General features: G+C 65.4%; 15 protein-coding genes and 1 pseudogene. 14 read left to right on the top strand and 2 right to left on the bottom strand.

Annotated elements, in window-relative coordinates:
• The first annotated feature begins 330 nt into the window (after positions 1–330).
• The 3 genes from ACQCSU_RS02195 to ACQCSU_RS02185 all read left to right on the top strand — a co-directional run bounded on the left by ACQCSU_RS02195 (position 331) and on the right by ACQCSU_RS02185 (position 9,146).
• Entirely contained in the window at positions 331–6,471 is a 6,141-nt protein-coding gene (locus ACQCSU_RS02195; protein ID WP_426978011.1) for a peroxidase family protein, read from the top strand.
• Between the two features lie 121 nt (positions 6,472–6,592).
• Entirely contained in the window at positions 6,593–8,290 is a 1,698-nt protein-coding gene (locus ACQCSU_RS02190) for a multicopper oxidase family protein (protein WP_426978010.1), read from the top strand.
• Between the two features lies 1 nt (position 8,291).
• Entirely contained in the window at positions 8,292–9,146 is an 855-nt protein-coding gene (locus tag ACQCSU_RS02185; RefSeq protein ID WP_426978009.1) for a hypothetical protein, read from the top strand.
• A gap of 112 nt (positions 9,147–9,258) precedes the next feature.
• Here ACQCSU_RS02185 and ACQCSU_RS02180 read toward each other — a convergent pair.
• Positions 9,259–10,754: pseudogene (locus ACQCSU_RS02180) on the bottom strand (AMP-binding protein); the annotation flags it as partial.
• Between the two features lie 374 nt (positions 10,755–11,128).
• Here ACQCSU_RS02180 and ACQCSU_RS02175 point away from each other — a divergent pair.
• The 6 genes from ACQCSU_RS02175 (at position 11,129) to ACQCSU_RS02150 (ending at position 17,982) form a co-directional block, all read left to right on the top strand.
• Complete coding sequence (locus tag ACQCSU_RS02175; RefSeq protein ID WP_426978008.1) at positions 11,129–13,327, top strand: multicopper oxidase family protein; 2,199 nt, start codon at positions 11,129–11,131, stop codon at positions 13,325–13,327.
• A gap of 93 nt (positions 13,328–13,420) precedes the next feature.
• Complete coding sequence (locus tag ACQCSU_RS02170; protein ID WP_426978006.1) at positions 13,421–14,545, top strand: hypothetical protein; 1,125 nt, start codon at positions 13,421–13,423, stop codon at positions 14,543–14,545.
• A gap of 229 nt (positions 14,546–14,774) precedes the next feature.
• On the top strand, positions 14,775–15,644 hold the full coding sequence (locus tag ACQCSU_RS02165) for a universal stress protein (protein ID WP_426978004.1): 870 nt from the start codon (positions 14,775–14,777) through the stop codon (positions 15,642–15,644).
• 249 nt (positions 15,645–15,893) lie between these two features.
• Positions 15,894–17,105 carry an inorganic phosphate transporter gene (locus tag ACQCSU_RS02160; protein WP_426978003.1) on the top strand — a complete coding sequence of 404 codons (1,212 nt, stop codon included), beginning with the start codon at positions 15,894–15,896 and terminating at the stop codon, positions 17,103–17,105.
• Positions 17,105–17,326 carry a hypothetical protein gene (locus ACQCSU_RS02155; protein WP_354241217.1) on the top strand — a complete coding sequence of 74 codons (222 nt, stop codon included), beginning with the start codon at positions 17,105–17,107 and terminating at the stop codon, positions 17,324–17,326. The genes ACQCSU_RS02160 and ACQCSU_RS02155 overlap by 1 nt, the downstream gene beginning before the upstream one ends.
• A 104-nt stretch (positions 17,327–17,430) precedes the next feature.
• On the top strand, positions 17,431–17,982 hold the full coding sequence (locus ACQCSU_RS02150) for a dihydrofolate reductase family protein (protein ID WP_426978001.1): 552 nt from the start codon (positions 17,431–17,433) through the stop codon (positions 17,980–17,982).
• Between the two features lie 15 nt (positions 17,983–17,997).
• On the opposite strand, the gene ACQCSU_RS02145 is transcribed toward ACQCSU_RS02150, so the two are convergent.
• Positions 17,998–18,462, bottom strand: coding sequence for a hotdog fold thioesterase (locus ACQCSU_RS02145; RefSeq protein ID WP_426978000.1), 465 nt, complete (start codon positions 18,460–18,462; stop codon positions 17,998–18,000).
• Positions 18,463–18,673: 211 nt separating this feature from the next.
• Between ACQCSU_RS02145 and polA the strand changes: the two genes are divergently transcribed.
• The 5 genes from polA (at position 18,674) to ACQCSU_RS02120 (ending at position 25,796) form a co-directional block, all read left to right on the top strand.
• Positions 18,674–21,313, top strand: coding sequence for a DNA polymerase I (polA, locus tag ACQCSU_RS02140; protein WP_426979918.1), 2,640 nt, complete (start codon positions 18,674–18,676; stop codon positions 21,311–21,313).
• A gap of 67 nt (positions 21,314–21,380) precedes the next feature.
• Positions 21,381–22,670, top strand: coding sequence for a GNAT family N-acetyltransferase (locus tag ACQCSU_RS02135; RefSeq protein WP_426977999.1), 1,290 nt, complete (start codon positions 21,381–21,383; stop codon positions 22,668–22,670).
• Positions 22,671–22,900: 230 nt separating this feature from the next.
• Positions 22,901–24,376 (top strand): 30S ribosomal protein S1, encoded by a 1,476-nt coding sequence (rpsA, locus tag ACQCSU_RS02130; protein WP_426977998.1) that lies wholly within the window; start codon positions 22,901–22,903, stop codon positions 24,374–24,376.
• A 346-nt stretch (positions 24,377–24,722) separates the two neighbouring features.
• Positions 24,723–25,154: a VOC family protein gene (locus ACQCSU_RS02125; RefSeq protein WP_426977996.1), complete on the top strand. Its 432-nt coding sequence runs from the start codon at positions 24,723–24,725 to the stop codon at positions 25,152–25,154.
• A 246-nt stretch (positions 25,155–25,400) separates the two neighbouring features.
• Positions 25,401–25,796: a RidA family protein gene (locus tag ACQCSU_RS02120; protein ID WP_426977995.1), complete on the top strand. Its 396-nt coding sequence runs from the start codon at positions 25,401–25,403 to the stop codon at positions 25,794–25,796.
• Positions 25,797–25,993: the final 197 nt, after the last annotated feature.

Below are 25,993 nucleotides of genomic sequence, written 5' to 3'. Positions count from 1 at the left end.
GGTCCCCGGCGCTGTATTCGGGTAGCGGCTACTCGTGCCCAACGGAGGGTGAGCCTTCCCGGCCAGGCACGGGGGAGTCTCGGCAAAGCATTCCCGAGTAGGAACCCAGAAACGCGTTCATTCCGCTTACCTGCGTCCAGATTTCCGGACCGCGGTCAGGAGAGATAGTTAACACCCGGTTCAAGTTTTCCCGAAGAAATGCCCTGCACTGTTGCCCCATCATTCACTTCAAGAGGCAGGTGCGTAATGAATGTGTTCGCAAGCATGAAGGTCGAGGGCCAAAGACGCGTCTTTGGCAAGCCGACCAGGATAGTCGCGGCAGGGACAGCAATGGCGCTGCTCAGTTTCCTCGGACTCACGACGACGGCGGTGACAGCGGGCGCCGTAGTGGCGCCGGCTGGCCAGGGGTTCACCGTCAGCCCGTCTGATCTGGCATTTATCCTCAAGCAAATCAAGATCGCCGAAGCCCACGTGGCCAACACCACGTCCGCTACCGGCCCGTGCGGCGCCCTCATCGGCACCGGACCCAATCAGATGCCCAGCCCCCTCGTCTCCCAGGGGCTGCGGACGGTGGACGGCTCGTGCAACAACCTCCAGCCCGGCCAGGAAACGTTCGGCGCTGCCGATCAGACGTTCCCGCGCCTGACGACGCCCGTATTTAAGGCCGCCGAGGACTCTCCCGCAGCATTCGGGCCCAGTCATCCGACGAGCTATGCGCAAAAGAAGGGCTTGGTCTTCGATTCCGAGCCCCGCACGATCAGTAACCTGATTGTCGACCAGACCGCGAGCAATCCTGCCGCAGTGGCAGCCGCCGGCAATCCGGTGCGGACCCAGGGCAACACCGGCGTTGTCCCGTGCCCCGCAACCCCGCCGGCCACCGAATGCGTCCCGGCGGGGGACACCCTCTTCATCCCGAACGTCACCACCGACGTCGGACTCTCCCCGCCCTACAACTCCTTGTTCACCCTGTTCGGCCAGTTCTTCGACCATGGAGTGGACCAGACCGTCAAGAGCGGCGGAACGGTATTTGTTCCCCTCAAGGCCGATGATCCGCTGATCCCTGGCCCGGACCACATCCTCCTGGACGACCCGGCAACGCCAGTGGACGAGTCCGCTGACAATCTGCCGGAGCAGCTGCGCTTCATGGTGCTGACCCGCGGCCAGAACCAGCCCGGCCCGGACGGCATCGCTGGCGACAATCCCGCGACCACCACTGTCGACGAAAGCGCCGACGATATCCAGAATGCGACCAACACGGACACGCCGTTCGTTGATCAGAGCCAGACCTACACGTCCCACCCCTCCCACCAGGTGTTCCTGCGGCAGTACGCCAACAACCCCGCCGGCAACCCGGTCTCCACCGGCAAGCTGCTCGGCGGCCCGGCCGGAATCATCGACGGTAAGAAGACCGACGGTGGAATGGCCACATGGGCCATCGTGAAGGAACAGGCCCGAACCCTTCTCGGCCTCCAGCTCGAGGACAAGGACGTCACGAACATCCCCATGATCGCCGCAGACCCTTACGGCAAGTTCATCCCCGGCGCCAACGGACTGCCGCAGTACGTCACGGCGTCCGGATTGGTGGAGGGCAACCTTGCCGTCCCCGTGAAGGTTCCCGCCGACGTGAAGCACTTCGACACCCCCTTCCTGACCGACATCGCGCACAACGCGCAACCGGGCACGCCCTGTGTCACTGATATCGGTACCGAGCCTCGGGTCCCGTCGGGTTGCCTGTATCCCGATACCGATACAACGGCCTCGGCAGACTTCGCCCACCAGCCCGCAGGCACCTACGACGACGAGATGCTCGACGCCCACTTCGCCGCCGGTGACGGCCGTGTCAACGAGAACATCGGGCTGACGACTATCCACCAGGTGTTCCACTCGGAGCACGACCGGCTCGTCGACGACATCAAGAGGGTGCTGACCACCGACACCTCCACAAGCGGGGTTGCTGCCCTGGCCGAATGGCAGTCGGCATCGGGCGCGGCCAACTGGAACGGAGAACGTCTTTTCCAGGCCGCACGGTTCATCACCGAGATGGAATACCAGCACCTCGTGTTCGAGGAGTTCGCCCGGAAGATCCAGCCGGCGATCAACCCCTTCCAGCCGTTCGCGTTCACCCAGACGGAACTCAACCCGGCGGTCAAGGCCGAGTTCGCGCATGCCGTCTACCGCTTCGGTCACTCCATGCTGACCGAGACGATCTCCCGCAGAAACGAGGACACGGCCGGCCCCGACACAATCTTCGGTAACGCCGATGACGTCCGCGGGAGCACGAACGACATCTCGCTGCTCCACGGCTTCCTCAATCCGCCGGAGTACACCAATGGCGGCCCCGCAGGCCCACTGACCTCCGAAGAGGCTGCCGGCAGCGTTATCGCGGGCATGTCGGACCAGGTCGGCAACGAGCTGGATGAGTTCGTGACGGATACGCTCCGCAACAACCTGTTGGGCCTCCCCCTGGACCTCCCGACCATCAACATGACCAGGGCGCGGTCCGAGGGCATCCCGCGGCTGAACCCGCTCCGCAAGGAAATCTTCAACGCAACCAACGACGGCCAGCTCAAGCCCTACGTCAACTGGGTTGATTTCGGCGAGAACCTCAAGCACCCGGAGTCACTAATCAACTTCGTCGCGGCCTATGGCCGGCATCCATCGATCACCGGCGCTGGTCCGGATGCTACCTTGGGGACTCCCGACGACGTTCCGGTAACCCTGGCCTCCCGGCGGGAGGCTGCCAGGTTGATCGTCAACCCCAACGCCCTTGCCGGCGACGTCGCCCCTGCTGACGCCGCGGCGTTCATGAACAGCACGGACGCTTGGGCCAACACCGGTACCCAGTCGACCACCGGCCTTGACGACATCGACCTCTGGGTCGGTGGACTTGCCGAGAGGACGAACCTCTTCGGCGGACTGCTTGGCAGCACCTTCAACTACGTGTTCGAGAAGCAACTCACGGACCTTCAGAACGGCGACCGCCTCTACTATCTCGCGCGGACACCGGGCATGAACCTCCGGGCCCAGCTTGAGGGCAACTCGTTCTCCGAGTTGATGATGCGTAACACGAATGTCAAGTCGCTCAAGGCGGATGCGTTCGCCACGGCGGACTGCAAATTCGAGCTGAAGAAGCTGGCCGGGACTGCCCAGGGCTTTAGGGACTTCGGCAACACGGTAGCGAACGACCCGGACTCGGAATGCAGCGAGCCGGATCTGCTGCTCCGCCAGCCCGACGGCACCATCAAGTACCGCGCGCGGAACACTGTGGACCCAACAGGCATTAACGGCCAGAGCGTCTACAACGGCACTGACGGCGTCGACCGGATTTACGGCGGCAACGACAACGACACCTTCTGGGGTGGCGCCGGCAACGACATCATCGAAGGTGGTGACGGAGCCGATATCGCCCTCGGCGGGGAAGGCGACGACATCATCACCGATCTCGCCGGCGACGATGTCCCCAAGGGTGGCCCCGGTAACGATGCCATCGACGCCGGACCCGGACTGGACATCGTGATGGGCGGCGACGGCAACGACTTCACCAACGGCGGAGCCAACATCAACGAGACCTTCGCCGGCGCCGGTGACGACTTCGTCATCGCCGGGCAGGGTGAAGACGCTGTCTTCGGTGACAGCGGCAATGACTGGGAAGAGGGCGGCGACCAGCCGGACCTCCTGCAGGGGGACAGCGGCAACCTGTTCTTCCTCGACGACTCCCAAACACCAGGTCACGACATCCTGATCGGACAGGGCGGTGACGACGACTACGACATGGAAGGTGGCGACGATGTCGGTGTCGCCGGCCCGGGCATCGAGAAGGTTGCCGGCGCTTCAGGTTATGACTGGGAAATCGGCGTCGGCGATCCACAGCCGCAGGACGCTGACCTGGCCCTCCCGATCCCGCCGCTGGGTATCCTCCAGGTTGGCGTCAGGGACAAGTTCAACGAAGTCGAGGCGTTGTCCGGCGGGGACCTCAACGACACCCTCCGCGGTGACAGCCTCGTACCAAGCGCCGTGGGTGGCGCCGGTTTCATCGGCTGCGACGTGCTGGACCAGGCGGGCCTTGACCGGGTTGCCGGCCTCGACGCGCTGGTGCCGCCGTTGAACACTCCGGCGAACACGGTCATTGCGGCTTCGGCGTCGAAGTGTCCGCTGCTGATTCCCGACACAAACGTCTGGGGCGACGGCAACATCCTCCTGGGCGGCGGCGGGAGCGACGTGATCGAGGGACGCGGCGGTGACGACATCATCGACGGCGACGCGTACTTCAACGTCCGCCTGAGCGTTCGGACGAACGCGGCTGACCCGCTGAGTGAAATCGGCAGTGCAGCAGTGACCGGACCAGGGCAGAGCGCCATGGCCAGTCAGTACCTTCGGGACGCAAACGGTGCGCTGACCGGGCGGACGCTTCAGGAAGCTGTCTTTGCCGGCATCGTCAACCCCGGAAACATCGTGGCCGTCCGGGAGATCCTGACCGGATCCGGCGGAACCGATTCAGCGGTCTTCTCGGATGTCCAGGCGAACTACACGGTCACCACGACCCCTGTCGGCGCCACACTCGGCGCACCCGGGTCGGTCACCACGGTGGTCCACAACGGGGCAGGCATCGATGGTACGGATACCCTCCGCAACGTCGAACGCCTGGTGTTCGCCGACAGCGTTGTTCCCAGCGCACCGGCCATCGGCACCGCAACGGCCGGCAACGGCCGGGCAACCGTCAACTGGACGGCTCCGACCGTCGGCATCGCCAACAGCTTCTCCGTGAAGGTGTTGGACGTCACGACGAACCCGGCCGGTGTCGAAGTTGGCACGCCGCGGACCGCGCCGGCAGGTGCCACCAGCCTGCTGGTAGACGGACTGAACAATGGCTCCACCTACAAGTTCCAGGTATCCGCTACCAACGACTTGGGAACCAGCCCCTTCTCCGCCGCTTCCAACGCAGTGACTCCGTCCCTGCTGGCCGAGGCGACGGCGCCCGGGGCCCCGGCTATCGGAACGGCAACGGCCGGGGATGCTTCGGCAACCCTGACGTGGACGGCTCCCGCCTCTGACGGCGGATCCCCGATCACCGGCTACCGCGTGCAGGCCTTCGCCGGAACAACGGTGGCCGCTACCCAGACGGTCACCGGCAACGTCGGCACTGTCGTGGTCACCGGGCTCACCAACGGCACGGCGTACACGTTCGACGTCGCGGCCATCAACGCCGTCGGGACGGGAGCCGCCTCGGCTGCTTCCAACCTTGCGACACCGGCGACCATCGCCGGGGCCCCGACCATCGGTACGGCCACGGCCGGGGGCGCTTCGGCAACCCTGACCTGGACCGCCCCGGCCTCCAACGGCGGTTCGGCGATCACCGGCTACCGCGTGCAGGCCTTCGCCGGCACAACGCTGGCCAGGACCCAGACGGTCACCGGGAACGTCGGCACCGTCGTGGTCACCGGGCTCACCAATGGCACGGCGTACACGTTCAATGTGGCAGCCACCAACGGCGTCGGAACGGGAGCCGCCTCGGCTGCTTCCAACGTTGCGACACCGGCGACCATCGCCGGGACCCCGACCATCGGGACGGCCACGGCCGGGAATGCTTCGGCAGCCCTGACCTGGACCGCTCCGGCCTCCAACGGCGGTTCGGCGATCACCGGCTACCGGGTGCGGGCCTTCGCCGGCACAACGCTGGCCAGGACCCAGACGGTCACCGGGAACGTCGGCACCGTCGTCGTCACCGGGCTCACCAATGGCACGGCGTACACGTTCGACGTGGCGGCCACCAACGGCGTCGGAACGGGAGCCGCCTCGGCGCGGACGGCTACGGCCGTAACCCCCCGCACCGAGTTTGTGCTTCCTACGATTACGGCACGGACTCCGGCAACGGGTCAACGTTCGGTAAGCCAGGTAGCCGACCTCACGGCAACCTTCAGCGAACCGGTCACCCCAGTCAATGGCAGCAACTTCGTACTCCGGCTCGTCACGTCGCCGACGACGACGACGGTGATCCCCGCCGTCGTCACCTACAACGCCACGACCCGGGTTGCAACGTTGAACCCGACCGCGACGCTGCTTGCCGACCGGACGTACACGGCCACTATGTCCGGAGTCCGTGACGTTGCGGGCAACACGATGACGGCGAGCAGTTGGTCGTTCCTCACCGGCCCGGCGCCAACGATCACGGCCCAGTCGGCCTTGACCGGGGTCCTCCGGAACAGCAACGTGACGGCTACCTTCAGTGAGATCATCACCGGGTTCTCGGCGACCACGGTTCGGGTCACCAATCTGACCACGAACAACGTCATCCCCACCACGATCGGGTTCAACCCCCTGACACGGGTGCTGACGATTAATCCCTCCACAACCCTGGTCGCGAACACGCAGTACCGCGTCCAGATCATAGGTGGTACGGCCGCTGTACGGGATCTGGCCGGTAACCCGCTGGTCACCCGGACGTGGACCATCACCACCGGATCGGCGCTCTGACACCAGCAGTAAGAGATTGCCGGCTGGCGGGTCCCCAACGACCCGCCAGCCGGCATCCTCACTTGTCCGAAGGTTCATCTTCGGCACGTTATTCAGTCCTATTCCCCACATTGGAGGGGCCATGACGACACGACGAGAACTCTTGAAACTGGGTGCTGTGGGCGCACTCGGCCTGGCAGGAATGAAGGGTGGCGACGACGACGCCCCCTCGACGGCCCCGGCCGCCGCCCCGGTGACGGCCAGTCTGCTGGCACCCCAGAACATGCCTGTTCCCTATATGGGAGTCTTCCGGCGGCCGCCGGAGCTGACGCCCTTTGAAACGGGCTTCGACGACGGCGATCCGGCGCGGCCCTACGCGCGCTATGCGCTCACCCAGAAGCTTGGCCAGGCGCAGTTCGTCCCCGGACTGAACACCACCGTGGCCGGCTATAACGGAATCTTCCCCGGTCCCACCATCCGGGTCAGCCAGGGGACCCGGACAGAGGTACGGATTCGCAATGCCTTGCCCGCCACGTCGTTTCTCCATCCGGGCGCTTTCAAGACCGTAACCCACCTTCATGGTTCGGCGTCGCTGCCACAGTACGACGGCTATGCCAATGACTCCACGAAACCTGGGGAGGTCAAGAATTACCATTACCCCAACTGGCAGCCGGCCCGGACGCTGTGGTACCACGATCACAACCACCTCGTTACCGCCCAAGGGGTGTATTCAGGTCTGGCCGGAATTTACCCTTTGTCCGACGTCTACGAGCAGGCCCAGCTGCCACAGGGGGAATACGACGTGCCGCTGCTGATTTCGGATGCCATGTTTAAAGCCGACGGCTCCCTGGGCTACAACGACAACGGCCACTCCGGACTGTGGGGCGACGTCATCATGGTCAACGGGGTGCCCTGGCCGACCATGAAGGTCAAGCCCCGGATCTACCGGTTCCGTGTCCTGATCGGCTCAATCTCGCGTTCCTACCGCCCCACCCTCTCCACCGGTGAGCCAATATACGTCGTGGGAACCGATGCCGGCATGGTACCGGTGGTGCAACCAGTTAAATCGTGGCGGCAAGGAACCGCTGAGCGATATGAAGTCCTGATCGACTTCCGAAAGTACCGGCCGGGGCAGAATGTTGAGCTGCGCAATCTGAGCAACAAAAACAACATCAACTTTGCGAACACCAACAAGATCATGCGCTTCCAGGTCATAGAGGATTCGGGCCCAGCAACAAGTTTCACGAGCATCCCCACAACGCTCGAGGACGGCGGAGCGCCAAACGCAGCCCGCGGCGGGATCCCCACGATGAAGCTGACAAGGGACATGGCGGTGGCCAAGCGAAATCTGAGGGTGGTCCGGGAGAATGGCGAATGGACGATCAACGGGGTCACGTGGGCGGATGTGGAAAAGTCGGGCTTTAGCCGGCTGTTTGGCAATCCCCAGCCGTACCAGGTCGAAGAATGGACCATTACGAACGGGTCCGGAGGCTGGTTCCATCCAGTGCACATCCACCTGATCGACGGCAAGATCATCGGCCGTAACACCAACGGGGGCAAACCCTTCGCCTGGGAGACCGGGCCGAAGGATGTTTTCTACGCAGGCGAAAACGAGTCCATCACGGTGCTGATGCAATTCGATACCGGGGCCCACGCCGGCGGGCGGTACATGGTCCACTGCCACAACCTGGTGCACGAGGACCACGACATGATGGTCCAGTTCTCCGTGGGCGACTACAGGACCAACGACCCCGTTACCTCCGACCCGCCCGTCCTGGATACGTCCCCGGCCGACTCCTATCCGCCGGTTTACCGGCCTGGCCTGCCGCCCGGGACCTGAGATGGGCCGCATCGGAAAAACGGCAGCGGCCGCCCTGCTCGTGCTGGCACTCAGTGCCTGCACGGGCGGGACGCCGGACCCGGCGTCATCTCCCGGCCCGACGGCGGCGCCCCCCGCCACCGGCGCGGCACCGGCCGCCGCAACGGACCCGGCCGGGCAGGTGAGCGGCGAGGCTGTCTCCCTCGAGACCGGTACCGACGTCGGGAACGGGCGCCCGGCCAGCAGCCACGACGGGCTGATGGTGCGGCGCCGCATGGTCATCGCCGTCCATCCCACCCCGGACGCAGATCTGGGGGCCCTGCGTCGGCAACTTGACCGCGTCGCCGCGGAGCGTGGCGTGCTCCTGTCCGATATCTCTCCGGATGTACTCGATCCCGTCGTCCTGGAACACGTCGTCCCGGAGGTGATTGTGGCACTCCCACCCGAAGGCACGCATGAGGAGGCTGATGCACTGGCCGGGCTTGCCTTCGGACCTGTGGGTTCGTTTACCGGCGTCGAGCATGTCCATGTCGGGTCAGTGCTCGTCCACGACCTGCAGTTCAGGATCGGGTCCGCGGACCCGGCCGCGCTGGCGGAGACGATCGCCAGCGAAGGGATCCTCTCGGACGCGCTCGGAAACTATTCCACGTCGCTTGACGGCGGCGCATTGACCGTGGGCTACACCGGACCCTTGCTCAGCGACGAGTTGGTGGAGGCGGTCCGGGAGGGCATGGCCCGCGGCGCGGGTGTTGGCCCCGGGGAGGTCGAGCTCGCCCCGCGTTCGGCCACCGGGGAAGGAGTGGACCTGTCCGCGGAGCCGGAGCCGGCGGAGACCGAGGGCGCGCACGCTTCGGGCCGCGACGATTCCGGGCATTGACCGCGTTCGTGGCCGGCCGGAGGGAGTATTCCCCTACCGGCCGGCCACGAGCCTGTCCCGGATTTCCCGGCGCAGCACCCGACGCCGGAAGCCGCCTCAAGGCCCGGGAGGGGACCAGCACGTCTTCGACCTCGCTGGGCGAGACGTTGAACCCTCCCGTGATGATCAGTTCCTTCATCCGGTCCCGGATCGTCACGAAGTAGTCCTTATCTAAGGAGACGCTGTCGCCGGTGCGGAACCAGCCGCCTTCGAGCAGCGCTTCTTCGGTTTCTTCCGGCCGGTTCCAGTAGCCGGCGAACACCTGGGGCCCGCGGACGAGCAGTTCCCCCTCGTCGCCGGGGGCACGGTCGATCGCGACATTCTTCGGGTCCACCACCCGGATGTCGGTCAGCGGGAACGGCACGCCCACGGTGCCCGGTTTCCGGCTGGGCCCGAAGGGATTGCCTAGTGCGATAGGGGACGTTTCGGTCAGGCCGTAGCCCTCGATCAGGTACCCGCCGGTGGCCTTCTCCCAGGTCTCCACTGTCGCCGTCGGCAGGTTCATGGCCCCGGAGATGGAGAAGCGAATGCTCTCCAGCCCGACGCCGCGCTCCGCCGCCGCAGCGGCGATCCGGTCGTAGATCGGCGGGACCGCCGGCAGGAAGGTGGCCGGCGACTTCCTGAGGGCCTTTAGCACCAGCTCGACGTCGAACTTCGGGAACAGCACCAACTTCGCGCCGATGCTGAGGGCGAAGGTCATGCAGAGAGTCAGCCCGTAGGCGTGGAACATGGGCAGCACCGCGTACACGGTTTCCCGGCCGTCCCGGAGCCCCGGAACCCACGCCCGGCCCTGGGCGGCGTTGGCCTGCAGATTGGCGTGCGTGAGCATGGCGCCCTTGGGCAGGCCCGTCGTGCCGCTCGTGTACTGCAGGACCCGAGGTCCTGGGGTGCAGGACGCGGGTGCTTCTTCTTCAACTCGCCGGCCTCCAGGAGCTTCCGCCAAGGCAGGACCGGAGTGCGCAACCGCTTCTGGGTGGTGTTCTTCCCGGCGGCCAAGGCTGCGCGGGCTTTCCGCGCCTCGGGCACGGGGAGCCGGAGTGCCAACCGCTGGAGCAGCGGCATCGCCGGGATCAGCTCGACCGAGATGATGGTCCGGAGCCCGACGTCGGGCGGCAACTGACTCACCCGCTGCACCGCCTTGTCCCAGACGATCGCCACGGTGGCGCCGTGGTCTTCGAACTGGTGGCGCAGCTCCCGGTCCGTATATAGGGGATTGTGCTCCACAACGATCGCGCCCAGCCGCAGCACGGCATGGAAGGCAATGATGTGCTGAGGACAGTTCGGCAGGACGAGGGCCACCCGGTCACCGGCCTTGACGCCAAGTTTCTTGAGTCCGGCGGCGGCCCGGCTGATGAGCGTGCCCAATTCTCGGTAGCTGGTGCGTGCCCCGAAGAACTCCAGGGCCGTCTTGGAGCCGAAGCGCCGCACGGAGGAATCCATGAGGTCCACGAGCGACCCCTTGGGAAGCTTAGGGTTCGCTGGGACCCCCGGTCCGTAGTGCCCCGTCCAGGGGCGGTCCGTCCAGGGCTGATCCGGGCTGATCGGTGACCGCTTGGATTTCTTGTTCATCATGTGTCCTTGCCACTGGAATGCGCCGGTGCGGTTCGCGAGCCGAAAAGCCTGCCGGAAAAATCCTATCGGTGCGTCGGCCAGGGCTCATGCTGGTGCTCCGGGGCCCCCTGTTAGCTAGGAGGGGCCCGGACATGCGCCCGGACGCGGCCGCGATCCGGTGTCATGGAAGAATCCGGGCCCGGAAAAGTCCCAGTGTTTTTCCCAAGGTCTGCGACTCACACTGATCGCGGGGGAACCGCATCACGAAGCTGAGTGGACAAAGCAAGGAGTTTCGTCATGATCAAACCTCAAACTGGGGAACGCCTTGCAATCGACGGCGAACCGGTGCCGCAGGGCTACCTATCGGCCCCGTGCGAAACGGACGCAGACTGATGCCGGAGGATTCTGCAAACGCCGGCCCGGTGTCCCGCCGCACGCTCTTGAGGTTGGGGGCGGCCGGGGGAGCCGGAGCCGCGCTGGTCGCCGCGCAGGGGTGGGGCGCCCCGTTTCTGGCTCAGAGGGGACTGCTCTCGGCCGACGGCGCTTTTGCCGCCACATCCACAGCGCTTAGTGATGGCTTTTTCTACCTTGAGAAGTTCCCGACGAGCCCGCTGATCATCTCGCCGTTTACCGATCCCCTACCGATCCCGAGGGCGCTCGCCCCGGTCCCGAGGTCGGTGTACAGCGCCTGGCGGAATCCGCCGGGACCCGGGACGGGCCAGCAGAACTCGCTGCGCAACGAGCGGCACCAGATCTGGCCCGGTCAAATCGGCTATCCAGACCCGATCGTCTACAAGATCGACGTACTGCTTCGGACCCACGCCTTCACCACGTCTCAGGTGCTGCCGATCGACGCAGACGGTAAGCCGACTGTCTCGTTCGACTCATCCGGCAAGGCTTATTCCCCGGGCACGAAGCGGACCTTGCCTCTCAGCACGATCTACGGTTTCAACGGCACCTTCCCCGGGCCGATGATCAACGCCGAATACGGCAAGCCGGCGCTCGTCCGCTTCGAGAACCACCTGGACGAGAACCCGCTCAACCTCGATCGCCAGGACTTCGGCTCTCCGGACTGGTCCTTCCTCACCCACCTGCACAACGGTCACACCGCGCCCGAGAGCGACGGCAACCCGCACTACTCGATGGTGTCCGGGCCGAGGCGCATGGGGTTCCTGCCGCAGATGTGGGTCGACAACCTGTACCTGAACTGGCCGGCCGGTGGAGACGACCGGGAGAAGCAGAGCTTCTTCTGGTTCCATGACCACCGGATGGATCACACCGGCTCGAACGTCTACAAGGGCTTGGTCGGCCTGTACCCCATCTACGACCCGAAGTACGGTCTGGACATGGGAGACGAGCGGCAGGGCCTCCGGCTGCCCGGCGTCCGCACTGACAACCCGGACGGGTCCTTCGACGTCAAATACGACATCCCGCTGGCCTTCTCCGACTTCCGCCTTGACGACGGCGACACGGTGCACAAGGACATCCACGACGGGCAGGGCGAGTTCCCGGCCGCCAAGAACCCGGCCAAGCACCCCGAGTGGTGGGGCAAGACGTTCTACAAGCACTTTCCCAACCACGGCTTTGTGGGCGACATCTGCACGGTCAACGGCACGGCCTCCCCGGTGCTGGAAGTAAAGCGGCGCAAGTACCGCTTCCGGTTCCTTGACGCCTCAGTCTCGAGGATCTACGAGTTCAAGCTGATGAGCTCGACGCTGGGCCCGAAGTCGTCGGCGTCGCTCGGCTACGTGGATGACGAGCTTGAGGGTCAGTACCGCATCGAGGATGGCCAGCAGTGCATGCAGTTCACCCAGATCGCCTCGGACGGTGGGCTCCTGCCGTTCCCGATCAAGCGGGACTCGTTCGAACTGTGGCCGGCCAAGCGGCGCGAGGTCATCGTCGACTTCACCAGGTACCAGGACGGCACGCCGACTACCAAGGGCGATGTCATCTACCTCACCAACGTTATGAAGATGCCCAACGGGCGGATGTGGTCCAACTCGTCCCGCTTCTTCCCCGATCCGAAGTACAAGGTGCCGGTGCTGAAGTTCGTGATCGGCGACAACGCGCCGGACGACAGCCAGATCCCGGCGCCCCAAATGCCCCTGCGTCCGCTACCGCCGCTGCCGAACAACTGGCGGAACCTGCTGGACAACCGCCTGATCTTCGAGGTGAAGCGCGGCGCCCTGGGCGGCGAGACCGAGTGGCTCATCAATGGCAAGCCCTTCGACCCGACGACGGTGGTGAAGTGCCTGAAAAACCCGGCCGGCGCGACGCCGCTGGCCCGGCAGAAGAAGAACAGCTTCAGCCTCTGGGAGATCCGCAACGGCGGCGGCGGCTGGGTGCACCCCTTCCACCTCCACATGGAGGAGCACCGCACCGTCATGCGCAATGGGAAGGACGTGACCGGTGCAGGAGATCCGGGGCATCCCGACGACGTCTCCAAGGAAGACCTGGTGGCGCTCGATCCGAACGAGTCGGTGATCATCTACCGGGGATTCAGGGACTTCGTCGGGCCCTACGTGGCGCACTGCCACAACCTGGCACACGAAGACCACGCCATGATGTTCGGCTGGGAGATCACACCGTGATAGCCTCCCGCCTCCCCTGATGAACCAAGGGGCCGGGGTTTGTCGCACCAGACAGGCCCCGGTTCCGACAACGGATATGCGAGGTAACGGGAGATGATCGACACCAAACTCGGCAACTCCGTCAACGAGCGCAGCGGCGCGATCCCCGGCCCAGCCGTCCCGTGGCTGACGGTTCTATCGCTGGCTGTCGTGATGGCCTACGCCGACGGTTTCTGGATGATGTCGCTGCGGGGTGCCGTTGGGGCCATTGAACGCACGCAGGAGCCATTCGCGAGCTGGCTGCGGGAGTCCACCTTGGTCCTGCCGGTTTTCGTCGTCGCGGTGCTCGGGGCCCTGACGTTGGCGCTCCGTCTATTCGGGCCGGTGCTGCGCCCGTCGAGGACGGTCCTGGCGGCGCTGCTGGTCGTTGCGGCCGGCACCGCCGTCGGCATCGCAGAAATTTCGGTCAGTTCGGCCTACGACTATGACCTGCAGTCAAGCCAGCTGCAGCTGATGGACTCGATGAGCCATACCTGCACGGAAGGGAACTGCCTGGCGCTGCAACAGCAGGCGACGCTAGGGCTACAGATGCGCGCCGTGGGCTATGGTAGCGGGATAATCCTGCTCACCAACCTCGTCCTCGTCGGCTGGGCGGTGGCGATCCGGGGCGGCCGACTGGACGTCAGCAGGCCCCGACGGCGAACGGCCCGCGGCGGCCGAATTGACCACCGGCGGCTGTATCTGGCTACTGCTCTGTTCGGCAGCGCTGCCATCCACGCCGCCGTCGTACCCCAGCATCTCAGCGAGTGGGCCGCCGCCGGTGCCTTCTTCATTGTTCTCACCGCAGCACAGCTTGCCCTTGGACTCTTGTCCCTCGGACGGCGGCACCGCACCATGCTCCGGGCCGTCGCGGCAGTCTCGATCGTGCCGCTGGCGCTGTGGCTGTACTCCCGCACGGTCGGACTGCCCTTCGGACCCGCAGCCGGCGTACCCGAACCGTCGGGACTGCCGGACTGGGCTGCCGGCGTCCTGGAGCTGAGCACGTTGGTGGCCGCCGTCGTCCTACTCCGCGAAAAAGGCCGGCTCCCCAAACGCCCACCGGCCTCAGCCCACATCCGCTCGCTCCCGGTTGTGGCGGCGATCGCCGTCAGCGTCCTGGGACTCGCCGGAACCGGGCTGGCCTCGTTCGACAACCCGGGAAGCCCGGGGGAAGAATCGGTGAGAACTTCCCCGCATTGAGACGCGCAGAGGTTGACGCAAGGGAACGAGGAGCGCCGACCGCTGGCATCAGGCCGCTGACGGGACAGCAGCGACGAAACTGTGGCTCGGGAAGGCATGTGGGGGGCTTAAGGCCCTAACCGGGCTCCTGGCAGGCGGCGCACACTGAAGTGTCAGCGGACCGTTGGGCACTGCTGCTCGGGTCGTGGGCTGGCGGAGCCGTCACGCCACGAGAAGAGCAGGATTCGCAATGATTAAACCAATCGTCGTCGGCATCAATGGGTCTGCCGGAAGCGAGGCCGCACTCACCTGGGCACTTCAGCGGGCGGCCCGACTCCAGCTCCCGGTCATCGCTATTCATGCAGTGGACGACCGTTGGATGTCTCCTGATTTCCAGTATCAGGAGCTCATCAGGGAATCGGGCATGGAACTGTTGCATAAGGCAGCGGCCAGCGCCAGCCGGCAGGCGCCCGACGTGAAGGTGGAGATCCAGCTTCGTCATGGCAGCGCGGGCGCGGCACTGCGGGAGGCGTCCAAACAGGCGTCCATGGTGGTTGTCGGCGTACATGACAGGCATTGGATGGACGGCGGTCCCCTGACGGACCGCGCTCTGCAGATCGTCTCCGCCTCGGACAGCCCGGTAGCCGTCATCCCGCTCAAGCAGGGGGCCGCTGCCGGGGGCGTCGTCGTCGGCGTCGACGGCTCCGAAGAGTCTAGCCAGGCCGTCCAGTTCGCTGCCGCCGAAGCCGACCGCGGCCGCGATGAGCTGACCGTGGTGCTCGGGTTCCGGAGCCCTGCGCGCTGGGTCGAGAACCGGTTGCCGTCGAGCGGACTCGCCGAAACCATGGTCGCGGAGAACCGGATCGTCCTTAGCGAATCCGTGGCCGGCCTGGGCGACAAGTACCCCGACCTGGTGGTCCATCAGCGCCTCGAAAAGGACACCGAGCCGGCCAAAGCCCTCGTCGACATCGCTGCGGAGGCACGCCTGCTGGTAGTCGGCAGCCGGGGGCGTGGAGGCTTCTCCCGGCTGGTGCTCGGCTCCACAGCCCACGCTGTCCTGCTGCACGTGCCGTGCCCAACCATTGTCACCCGGGTGCGCAAGGTCAAGCACGAGGACTGACACCCGGCGAGGCGCTGATGACGGCCCATGACGAGGTCAGGGGAAGATCGCCGGGATGCTGACCGACGGGATGTCCGGCGTTCGCCGTCCCCGAAGCTTGTTTTGCCCTGATGCCTTTCCCACGTACGATCTATAGGGTTTCAAGCTACTTTGCTGGACGCCGCACGTCGTCCCGGTCAATCCCGGATGAACGTTGCGCGGCGACGGGAATGAAAATGCTGACCGTCGACTCTGCAGATTGGGCAACAAGTGGAAATCACCGTAATGGTTGCGCTGGTGATATCGCTGGCGCTTTTCTTCGACTTCACCAACGGATTTCATGACACTGCCAACGCGATGGCCACCCCCATCGCGACCGGTGCCATCAAACCCAAAACGGCAGTCGCCCTCGCGGCGGTGCTGAACCTGGTGGGCGCTTTCCTTTCGACGGAAGTGGCCAAGACCGTGTCCGGCGGCATCATCAAGGAAGGCTCGGACGGGATCCAGATCACCCCGGAGATCATCTTCGCGGGACTGATGGGCGCCATCCTCTGGAACATGATCACCTGGCTCAAGGGCCTGCCGTCGAGTTCCTCGCACGCGCTCTTCGGGGGCCTGATCGGCGCCGCCATAGCGGGCATCGGCATCCACTCGGTGAACTTCGAATCCCTGCTCCAGAAGGTGATCCTGCCGGCCATCTTCGCGCCCATCATTGCCGGCGGAGTGGCGTACCTGTGCACCAGGCTGGCTTACGCCCTTACGTCCCGGCACGACCCGGAAACCGGCAGCAAGCTCACCCAGAAGCGCGGCGGATTCCGCACTGGCCAGATCTTCACCTCCAGCCTCGTTGCCCTCGCCCACGGAACAAACGACGCCCAGAAGACCATGGGCATCATCACCCTCGTGCTGATCGCAGCGGGAACCCAGCAGGCCGGCACCGGACCGCAGCTTTGGGTCATCACCGCCTGCGCCCTGGCCATCGCGGTCGGCACCTACGCGGGAGGCTGGCGCATCATCCGGACCATGGGGTCCGGCCTCACCGACGTCAAGCCCGCCCAGGGCTTCGCCGCCGAGACCAGCACCGCCTCCGCGATCCTGGCCTCCTCCCATCTGGGCTTCGCATTGTCCACCACCCAGGTGGCCTCCGGCTCCGTGATCGGTTCCGGACTGGGCCGCCGCGGCACAACAGTGCGCTGGGGCACCGCCGGACGGATCGCCGTCGGCTGGCTCTTCACCCTCCCGGCCGCCGGCATCATGGGCGCCCTCACGGCGATGCTGGTAGGGATCGGGGTGGTGGGCGTTGTCATCGCCGCCGTCGCCGGAACCGCCGCCGTCCTGTACATGTTTTTCCAGTCGCGGAAATCGCACGTGGGCCACCACAACGCCGTCGAGGTCGAGGAAGCCGGGCAGGCCGTGCAGTTCCGCAAGAAGAAGGCGATTGCCGTCAGGCGCGGCAACAACAAGACGAAGGGTGGCCAGTAATGAAGTGGCTGGAACTGTTGCAGGTCGCCGGAGCAACCCTCGTTGCCGCGGTAACCGTCGTCGTCCTCTACGCCCTCGGAGTCCGGCTCACGGCCATCGCCGGCGACGTACGTGAAAACAAGCCGGTATGGGTCCGTCCGCTCGCTATCGCGTGCTTCGGCCTGTGTGGCATCGCCGTCCTGTTTGGGCTATACCTGATCATTCCCTACTTCAGCAAGTAGCCCGCGGCACGGCACCGTCTGCCGGCCCGGCTGCCCGCGGTCACCGCTGCCCGCGGTCGCCGCGGGCTATGGGAACCCCGGACGGTAATCGCTAGGCTGGGGCCATGTCGAGTCTCCAGTACTTCGTGGCCTCATCCCTGGATGGATACATCGCGACAGCCGATGACAAACTGGACTGGCTGTTGCAGTTCGACGGCTTCGCCGGGGGCAAGGAAAGTTACGATGCGTTCATGGCCGACGTCGGCTGCATCGTGATGGGCGGCGAAACTTACGCCTGGCTCATGGAACACGAACCCGGCAACTGGCCCTACCCGTCCACGCCGTGCTGGGTCTTCACCCACCACGAACTCTCGGCTCCCAAGGGAACGGACATCACCTTTGTCCGTGGCCCCGCGGGGGAGTTCGTCGAGGACCTCAAGGAGGAGGCGGGCGGGCGTAACGTCTGGATCGTAGGCGGCGGTGTGTTGGCAGCGCAGTTCGCGGACGCCGGCGTGCTGGACGAACTCATCATCTCAATCATCCCGGTGGTGCTCGGGAACGGCAAAGGCGTGCTTCCGCTGGCCGGCCCGACGGCGCCGCTGGAGCTGATCTCCTCCCAGACCATGGGCCGGGGCATCGTGGAGCTGCGCTACCGCTTCGGCGGACAGCGGCCCTAGCGGGCGTGCGACGACCTACTCTGCGATGTTGCGGATCAGGTTCGTGATCCGCGCCGTGGACAGCCGGCGGCCCTGCTCGTCCGTCATAACAATCTCATGCGTGGTGATGGTCCGGCCGAGGTGGATGGCCGTGCACGTCCCGGTCACGGTGCCCTTGGTGATGGCCCGGTGATGCGTCGCGCTGACGTCGATTCCCAGTGCCTGCCTCTTGGGCCCGGCGTGCATTCCGGCGGCAAAGGAACCAAGAGTCTCGGCCAGGACCACATGGGCGCCGCCGTGCAGAATCCCGGCCACCTGGGTGTTGCCTTCCACCGGCATGGTGCCTACCGTGCGCTCGGGACTCATCTCCAGGAAATGGATCCCCATCTTCACCACCAGCGCCCCCACGCCGTACTGTCCGAGCCAGTCATGCATTTCCTCGGGCACTCCGGCAGCCGCCAGTTCGGCCGCGAACGGGGCCGGCGTGAAATTGTCCATCATGGGAACTAGGCTGGCACCTGTGAGCGAAACTACCAAACCGGCCCTTGCCCCATCCGCAGCAGACATCCTCCCGGCAACTGAGACCGAATCAGTGACTGCGGCCAGGCCCGCCCGGAAGTCCAGCCGGGCCGCGGGGCCGGTTTCCGCCACTGAGGCACCCGTGATTCCCATCACGGACCAGCCCCGGCTGATGGTCCTCGACGGCCACTCCATGGCCTTCCGTGCCTTCTTCGCCCTACCGGCGGACAAGTTCTCCACTGCCAATGGGCAGCACACCAACGCGATCCATGGGTTTACTTCCATGCTCATCAACCTCATCAAGGAACAGAAGCCCACCCACATTGCCGTAGCCTTCGATGTCTCGGATGAGACCACGCACCGCAAGGCCGAATACAGCGACTACAAGGGTGGCCGCAACGAGACCCCCCGGGAGATGAGCGGCCAGATCGACCTCATCGACAAGGTCATGGGCGCGTGGGGCATCAAGACCATCAAGATGCCCGGTTATGAGGCTGACGACATCCTGGCCACTCTTGCCACCATGGGAGACAAGGCCGGTTTCGAGGTCCTTCTCGTATCGGGCGACCGTGACGCCTTCCAGCTGATTACGGACAACGTCTTTGTGCTGTACCCCAAAAAAGGCGTGAGCGATATTCCCCGGTTGGACGCGGCAGCCATCCAGGAAAAGTACTTCGTCAGCCCCGAACAGTATTCTGACCTCGCCGCGCTGGTGGGGGAGTCCGCGGACAACCTCCCCGGTGTTCCCGGCGTCGGCCCCAAAACGGCCGCCAAGTGGATCAACCTCTACGGCGGGCTGGAGGGGGTCCTCGAGAACCTGGATTCCATCGGCGGGAAGGTGGGGGACGCCCTCCGCGAAAACGTTGAGGACGTCAAGCGCAACAGGCGGCTGAACAGGCTGCACACCGACCTCGACCTCCCGGTAACGCTGGACGAGCTCGCGGAACCGCGGCCGGACCAGTCCGCCCTCGAGGAGCTGTTCGACACCCTCGAATTCAAGACCATCCGCACCCGGCTCTTTGCCCTCTACGGCAGTGAGGCCCCGGAAACCGCGGAGCGGGAAAGCGTCGACACGCCGGATTTCGTGACCCCCGGCCGGGCAGCTGAGCTGGCCGCCTTCCTGGCGGCAGGCGCCACGCAGCGATCCGCAGTAGCCGTCGATCTGGTCCCCGGGCGGATCGGCGAGGACGCCGCCGCGCTGGCGATCGTCCGCGACGGCGCCGCCGCATACATCGACCTCGCCGGCCAGGACGCCGCTGCCGAGAACGTCCTGGCAGCGTGGCTGCGGGACCCCGAATCGCCCAAGGTGATGCACGGGTACAAGGCTGCCGTGAAGGCACTGGACGCCCGTGGTTTGGAACTCGAGGGCGTCGTGGATGACACCTCGATCTCCGGCTACCTGATCGAGCCCGACCGCCGCAGCTACGAGCTCGCGGAGCTGGCGCAGCACCACCTCAACATCGGCATCGCCACCGCCGCAGCGAAGGCTGGACAGTTGGAGCTGGACCTTGATGGCGATGAAGCCGCCGCCAGCGCACTCGTCCAGGTCGCCGCCGTCGTCCACGCCCTGAGCCGCTACTTCGAGGCGGAGCTGAGGGAGCGCCAGGCGCAGGAGCTCCTGTCCACCCTCGAGCTTCCGGTCAGCCGCGTCCTGGCCGACATGGAACGTGCCGGGATCTCCATCGATATGCGGCGTATGGACGAGCAGCTGGCGGATCTTTCCAAAGTGATCGACAACGCGCAGGAGCTTGCCTTCGCCGCAATCGGACACGAGGTGAACCTGGGATCGCCCAAGCAGCTGCAGACGGTCCTCTTCGACGAGCTCCAGCTGCCCAAGACCAAAAAGATCAAGTCCGGCTACACCACCGATGCCGCCTCGCTGAAGAACCTCCTGGAAAAGACCGGGCATGAATTCCTGGTCCAGCTGATGGCGCACCGCGAGTCGTCGAAGCTGCGCCAGATGCTGGAGTCGCTCAAGAAGTCCGTCACCGACGACGGCCGGATCCACACCACCTACGCGCAAAACGTCGCAGCCACGGGCCGGATCTCCTCCAACAACCCCAACCTGCAGAACATCCCCATCCGCAGCGAGGAAGGCCGGCGCGTCCGCGGCATCTTTGTCGTCAGCGAAGGCTATGACTGCCTGCTGTCCGCGGACTACTCGCAGATCGAGATGCGCATCATGGCCCACCTCTCGGGGGACGCCGGCCTGATCCAGGCCTACAAGGACGGCGAAGACCTGCACCGGTTCGTGGGCTCCAACATCTTCCATGTGCCCACCGACCAGGTGACCAGCGCGATGCGCTCCAAGGTCAAGGCCATGTCCTATGGCCTCGCCTACGGACTGACCTCGTTCGGGCTCTCCAAGCAGCTGGAGATTTCCGTGGACGAGGCACGTACCCTCATGAAGGAATACTTCGACCGGTTCGGCGCTGTCCGCGACTACCTGCGCGGCGTCGTGGACCAGGCCCGCATCGACGGCTATACGGCCACCATCGAAGGCCGCCGGCGCTACCTGCCGGACCTCACCAGCACGGACCGGCAGCTTCGCGAGAACGCGGAGCGCATCGCGTTGAACTCACCCATCCAGGGATCGGCTGCGGACATCATCAAGCGGGCCATGCTGGGCGTCGCCGGCGCGCTGGCCGAGCAGGGACTGAAATCGCGGATGCTCCTGCAGGTCCATGACGAACTGGTCCTCGAGGTGGCCACCGGCGAACGGGAGGCCGTGGAGAAGCTGGTCACGGAACAGATGGGCGCTGCGGCCGAGCTCAGCGTCCCGCTGGAAGTCCAGATCGGCGTCGGTCCCACCTGGTACGACGCCGGGCACTAGGTTTTACGGCTCCGGCTTGCCGGGCAACAGGTTTCAGCGGCAGGTCTTTTCACAGTGGGAGACGTACGTGGCAGAGAAGTATGAGATCAGGCGGTTCCGCGCGGCAGAAAAAGGCGGAGCCGGCTACGCCTTGGGTGCAGCCTGGCTGCGCGGCGTGGGCGTCGGGTTCTACGACGAACGGCACAAGGACGAGTTCGTGGACAAGGTCATGGCCATGTACCGCGTGGACAACCGCGAGATGACGGGGGTCTACCAGACCGGCGACGTCGCGGCCCACTCCCTGGCCTCCGACGTCCCGGTGGCCACCTTCGCCACGCTGCGCAAGGAACTGAACATCGGCTACGGCCGGCAGTTGCCGGCCCACATGGTCACCGCGGTCACGGTGCGCGGCACGCACCGTCGCCAGGGGCTGGTGCGCCGGATGATGACGGAGGACCTGACGGCCGGCCGGGCGGACGGGATGGCCATAGCGGCCCTGACCGCCTCGGAAGCGTCGATCTACGGCCGGTTCGGCTACGGCGTCGCCACCTTCGAGCGCAGCATCACGGTGGACACCGGGCCGCGCTTCCAGCTTCGGCACAGCGCCACCGGCCGGGTGGAAATCGCCGACCCAAGGGTCCTGCTGGACCTTGCCCCCGAGGTGTTCGCCCGCGTCCACCGGCTTACCCCGGGTTCGCTGGGCCGTCAGGAGGCGTACCGGCAAAGGGTTTCCGGCGCACTGTCCAAGGACGGCACCGAGGATGACGGGGTCAAGTGCGCCCTGCACTACGACGCCGACGGTACGGTGGACGGCTACGTCTCCTACAAGTTTGCCGGCTGGGAGGCCAAACCTCCCACGGTAAAAATTGTCGACCTGCTGGCCGCCACCGACGCCGCCCAGCTGGAGCTGTGGCAGTTCCTGGGCAGCATTGACCTCGTGGAGCGGGTCACCTGGCAGGAGGCGCCGGTTGACGATCCCCTGGGCTGGGCGCTGGATGACCCGCGCTGCGTTGAGTCCTCGGACCACCGGGACATGCTCTGGCTCAGGATCCTGGACACGGAGGCGGCCCTGGCGGCACGCCACTATGCCGCGGACGGCACCCTCGTCCTGCGGATCCTGGACGGCCTGGACCTTGCCGGCGGAACGTTTGAGCTGGCCGTGTACGACGGCGGCGCCACCGTCAGCCGCGTGGAAGGGGACCGTGCAGCGGACCTTGTCATGGAGGTCGCGGCGCTGGGCTCTATTTACCTCGGCGGCGTCTGCCCGGTCACGCTGGCCGCGGCCGGCCGGATCAGCCAGCCCACCGCCGGAGCAGCGCTGACCGCACGGCAGATGTTCGGCGTCGAACGCGCCCCGCACTGCCTCACGCACTTCTAGGCGGATGCGGCGCCGGGAGAGCCTCGACGGGCCTCGTTGCGCGCTTTGACCGGCGTTGACGTAAACGACTAGACTAAACGGGCGCGTACTACGTGCGCGCATCTACAATCCACAAATCAGGATGACCCGGCTGATCTCAATTGAGGTGCCGTGTGCTTCGCCTGCATTCCTTAATGCGGGCGCAGCGGTTTGCCTGACCGACTCACTATCCACAACGGAGCCCCTACTACATGACCATCACCTCCACCGAGAAGCCCGGTACCCCCGTAGTCGCGATTAACGACATCGGTACCGCCGAGGACTTCCTCGCAGCAGTCGACGCCACCATCAAGTACTTCAACGACGGAGACCTCGTCGAAGGTACCGTCGTGAAGGTCGACCGCGACGAAGTTCTGCTCGACATCGGTTACAAGACCGAAGGTGTCATTCCCTCCCGCGAGCTGTCCATCAAGCACGATGTTGATCCCGGAGACGTCGTCTCCGTTGGGGATCTCGTCGAAGCCCTGGTGCTCACCAAGGAAGACAAAGAAGGCCGCCTGATCCTCTCCAAGAAGCGTGCTCAGTACGAGCGTGCCTGGGGCGACATCGAGAAGGTCAAGGAAGAAGACGGTGTCGTCACCGGTACCGTCATCGAGGTTGTCAAGGGTGGTCTTATCCTCGACATCGGTCTGCGCGGCTTCCTGCCCGCATCCCTCGTCGAGATGCGCCGTGTGCGCGACCTTGCTCCGTACATCGGTCAGAAGATCGAAGCCAAGATCATCGAGCTGGACAAGAACCGCAACAACGTTGTGCTGTCCCGCCGTGCATGGCTCGAACAGACCCAGTCCGAGGTCCGCTCCACGTTCCTCAACAAGCTGGAAAAGGGCCAGGTCCGTCCCGGCGTCGTTTCCTCCATCGTCAACTTCGGTGCCTTCGTGGACCTGGGCGGCGTAGACGGCCTGGTCCACGTTTCCGAGCTGTCCTGGAAGCACATCGACCACCCGTCCGAGGTTGTCGAAGTTGGCCAGGAAGTCACCGTCGAGGTTCTCGAGGTGGACCTGGACCGCGAGCGTGTTTCCCTGTCGCTCAAGGCCACGCAGGAAGATCCGTGGCAGACCTTCGCCCGCACCCACGCCCTCGGGCAGGTTGTTCCGGGTAAGGTCACCAAGCTGGTTCCGTTCGGCGCGTTCGTTCGCGTTGAAGACGGCATCGAAGGCCTGGTCCACATCTCCGAGCTCGCAGTCCGCCACGTTGAGCTGGCCGAGCAGGTTGTCTCCGTAGGGGACGAGCTATTCGTCAAGGTCATCGACATCGACCTCGAGCGTCGCCGCATCTCCCTCTCCCTCAAGCAGGCTAACGAGGGCGTTGACGCCGAGTCCACCGAATTCGATCCGGCTCTCTACGGCATGGCCGCAGAGTACGACGAAGAGGGCAACTACAAGTACCCGGAGGGCTTCGATCCGGAGTCCAACGAGTGGCTTGAAGGCTACGAGACGCAGCGCACTGCCTGGGAGCAGCAGTACGCTGACGCCCAGACCCGCTGGGAAGCCCACAAGAAGCAGGTTGCCCAGCACGCTGCCGACGACGCTGCAGCTGCAACGTCCGGCGAGAGCGACTCCGGCACCACCAGCTACTCCTCCGAGCCGGCTGCAGCCGAGACCGGTGCAGGCACGCTTGCTTCGGACGAGGCTCTTGCAGCACTGCGCGAGAAGCTGACCGGCAACTAATTGCCACTGATGCTCAGGGAGTCCGCTCCCTGAGACCTGGCAGTTGCTAGCTTAGAAGTAGCACCGTGAAGGTGGCCGTCCCGTAGGGGCGGCCACCTTTCGTTAATCCGCGGCGCGTCCTTGGCCGTTGATCCAGTGGGACATGTCCAGTGTCCGGTAAGGATCCAGTGGGACATGTCCAGTCCTGGACCCAGCGAGTGGGCACTTCGGGATTATGTCCGGTGGCTGCGGCAAGCGTGGGGCATGTCCCGTGGAGGGCCGTCAAACCGGGCAGATCCTTGACGGCGGAGCGGCCCCGAGTCCACACTTTGCAGGTGCACACCGCGTCTTACCCGGGGGACTATTCATGAGTGAAGCATCACGAACGGCACAACCCGCAGCAGCACCCGACGGCCCCGGCCCGTGGCCGCGGGGGATCGGCGCCATCACCTTGTTCGTCGAGGACCTGGCGGCCACCAAGCACTTCTATCAGGAGGTCTTCGGCCTGCCGATCGCCTTTGAGGACGATGCCTCGGCCGTATTCACATTCGAGAACACCATGATCAACCTGCTGAAGACCAGTGCGGCACCCGAGCTGATTCAGCCCGCGGCTGTGGCCCCTCCCACGGCCGGGGCCCGGATGCAGTTCACCATCGAGGTCGACGACGTCGACGCCATGTGCGCCGAACTGGCGAGCCGCGGCGTCGAACTGCTGAACGGCCCGATGCACCGGCCATGGGGGATCCGCACTGCCAGCTTCCGCGATCCGGCCGGTCACATCTGGGAGATCGCGCACTGAAAGCAACCGCCGCTGAAGGGCAGTCCCGGTGTGACCGCGCCCCATTCCGGGGCAGCGCGCCCGAGCGTACGATGAGCCCACGGGCGCCTTGAGACCCGGAGCCCTGACCGCCAAACGCACCCGCGGATGCTCTGTCAGCATGGTTATCCCATGATGGTCCCAACCATCCCTGGCGGGCGACGGGCCAGTCCCGTACGGGCACTGTGCGCCCCTGACTGTGCGCCCCCGACAGAGAGTAGGATTCCGATGTCAAGCCGAAAGTTATTGAACCCGCCCGAGATGCACGCCGCCCCCGGTTTCACCCATGTAGTCGTTGCTCCGGGAGCCGGCCTGGCCTTCTTGTCCGGCCAGGTGGCGCTCGACCCCAACTTCGCCCTCCTCGGCGGTGACGATCTCGGAGAGCAGACCAAGGCAGCCATGCGCAATATCAAGACTGCCCTCGATGCCATCGGGGCGTCCTGGGAAGACGTGTACCGGCGGACCATTTACACCCTCCGGCCCACCGACTATCAAGTGATCACCGCCGCCATCGAGGAGGTCCAGGGGTCGACGGACCACCCTGCCCAGACGATTGTGGGTGTCACCGGATTGGCCGTGGAAGGGTTGCTGATCGAAATCGAAGCCACCGTCGTCCTGCCGTAGGAGCGGCTTGGACCTATCTGGAAGATTGCCGGGTAGCAGGAACGATCCGTCCGCAGTTCCGGAGGACATGTCCAGTCCCCGCGGGCATTGATGGGACATGTCCAGTCCTAGTGTCGGATCCGGAAGGACATGTCCAGTCCTGGGCCCGGGGAGTGGGCACAGGGGGCATATGTCCAGTGGTCGCGGGGCGGGCGGGG

Origin of the sequence: Pseudarthrobacter sp. O4, assembly GCF_050157025.1 — a bacterium.
GTDB lineage: Bacteria > Actinomycetota > Actinomycetes > Actinomycetales > Micrococcaceae > Arthrobacter.
This window is presented reverse-complemented; position numbering and strand designations above follow the sequence as displayed.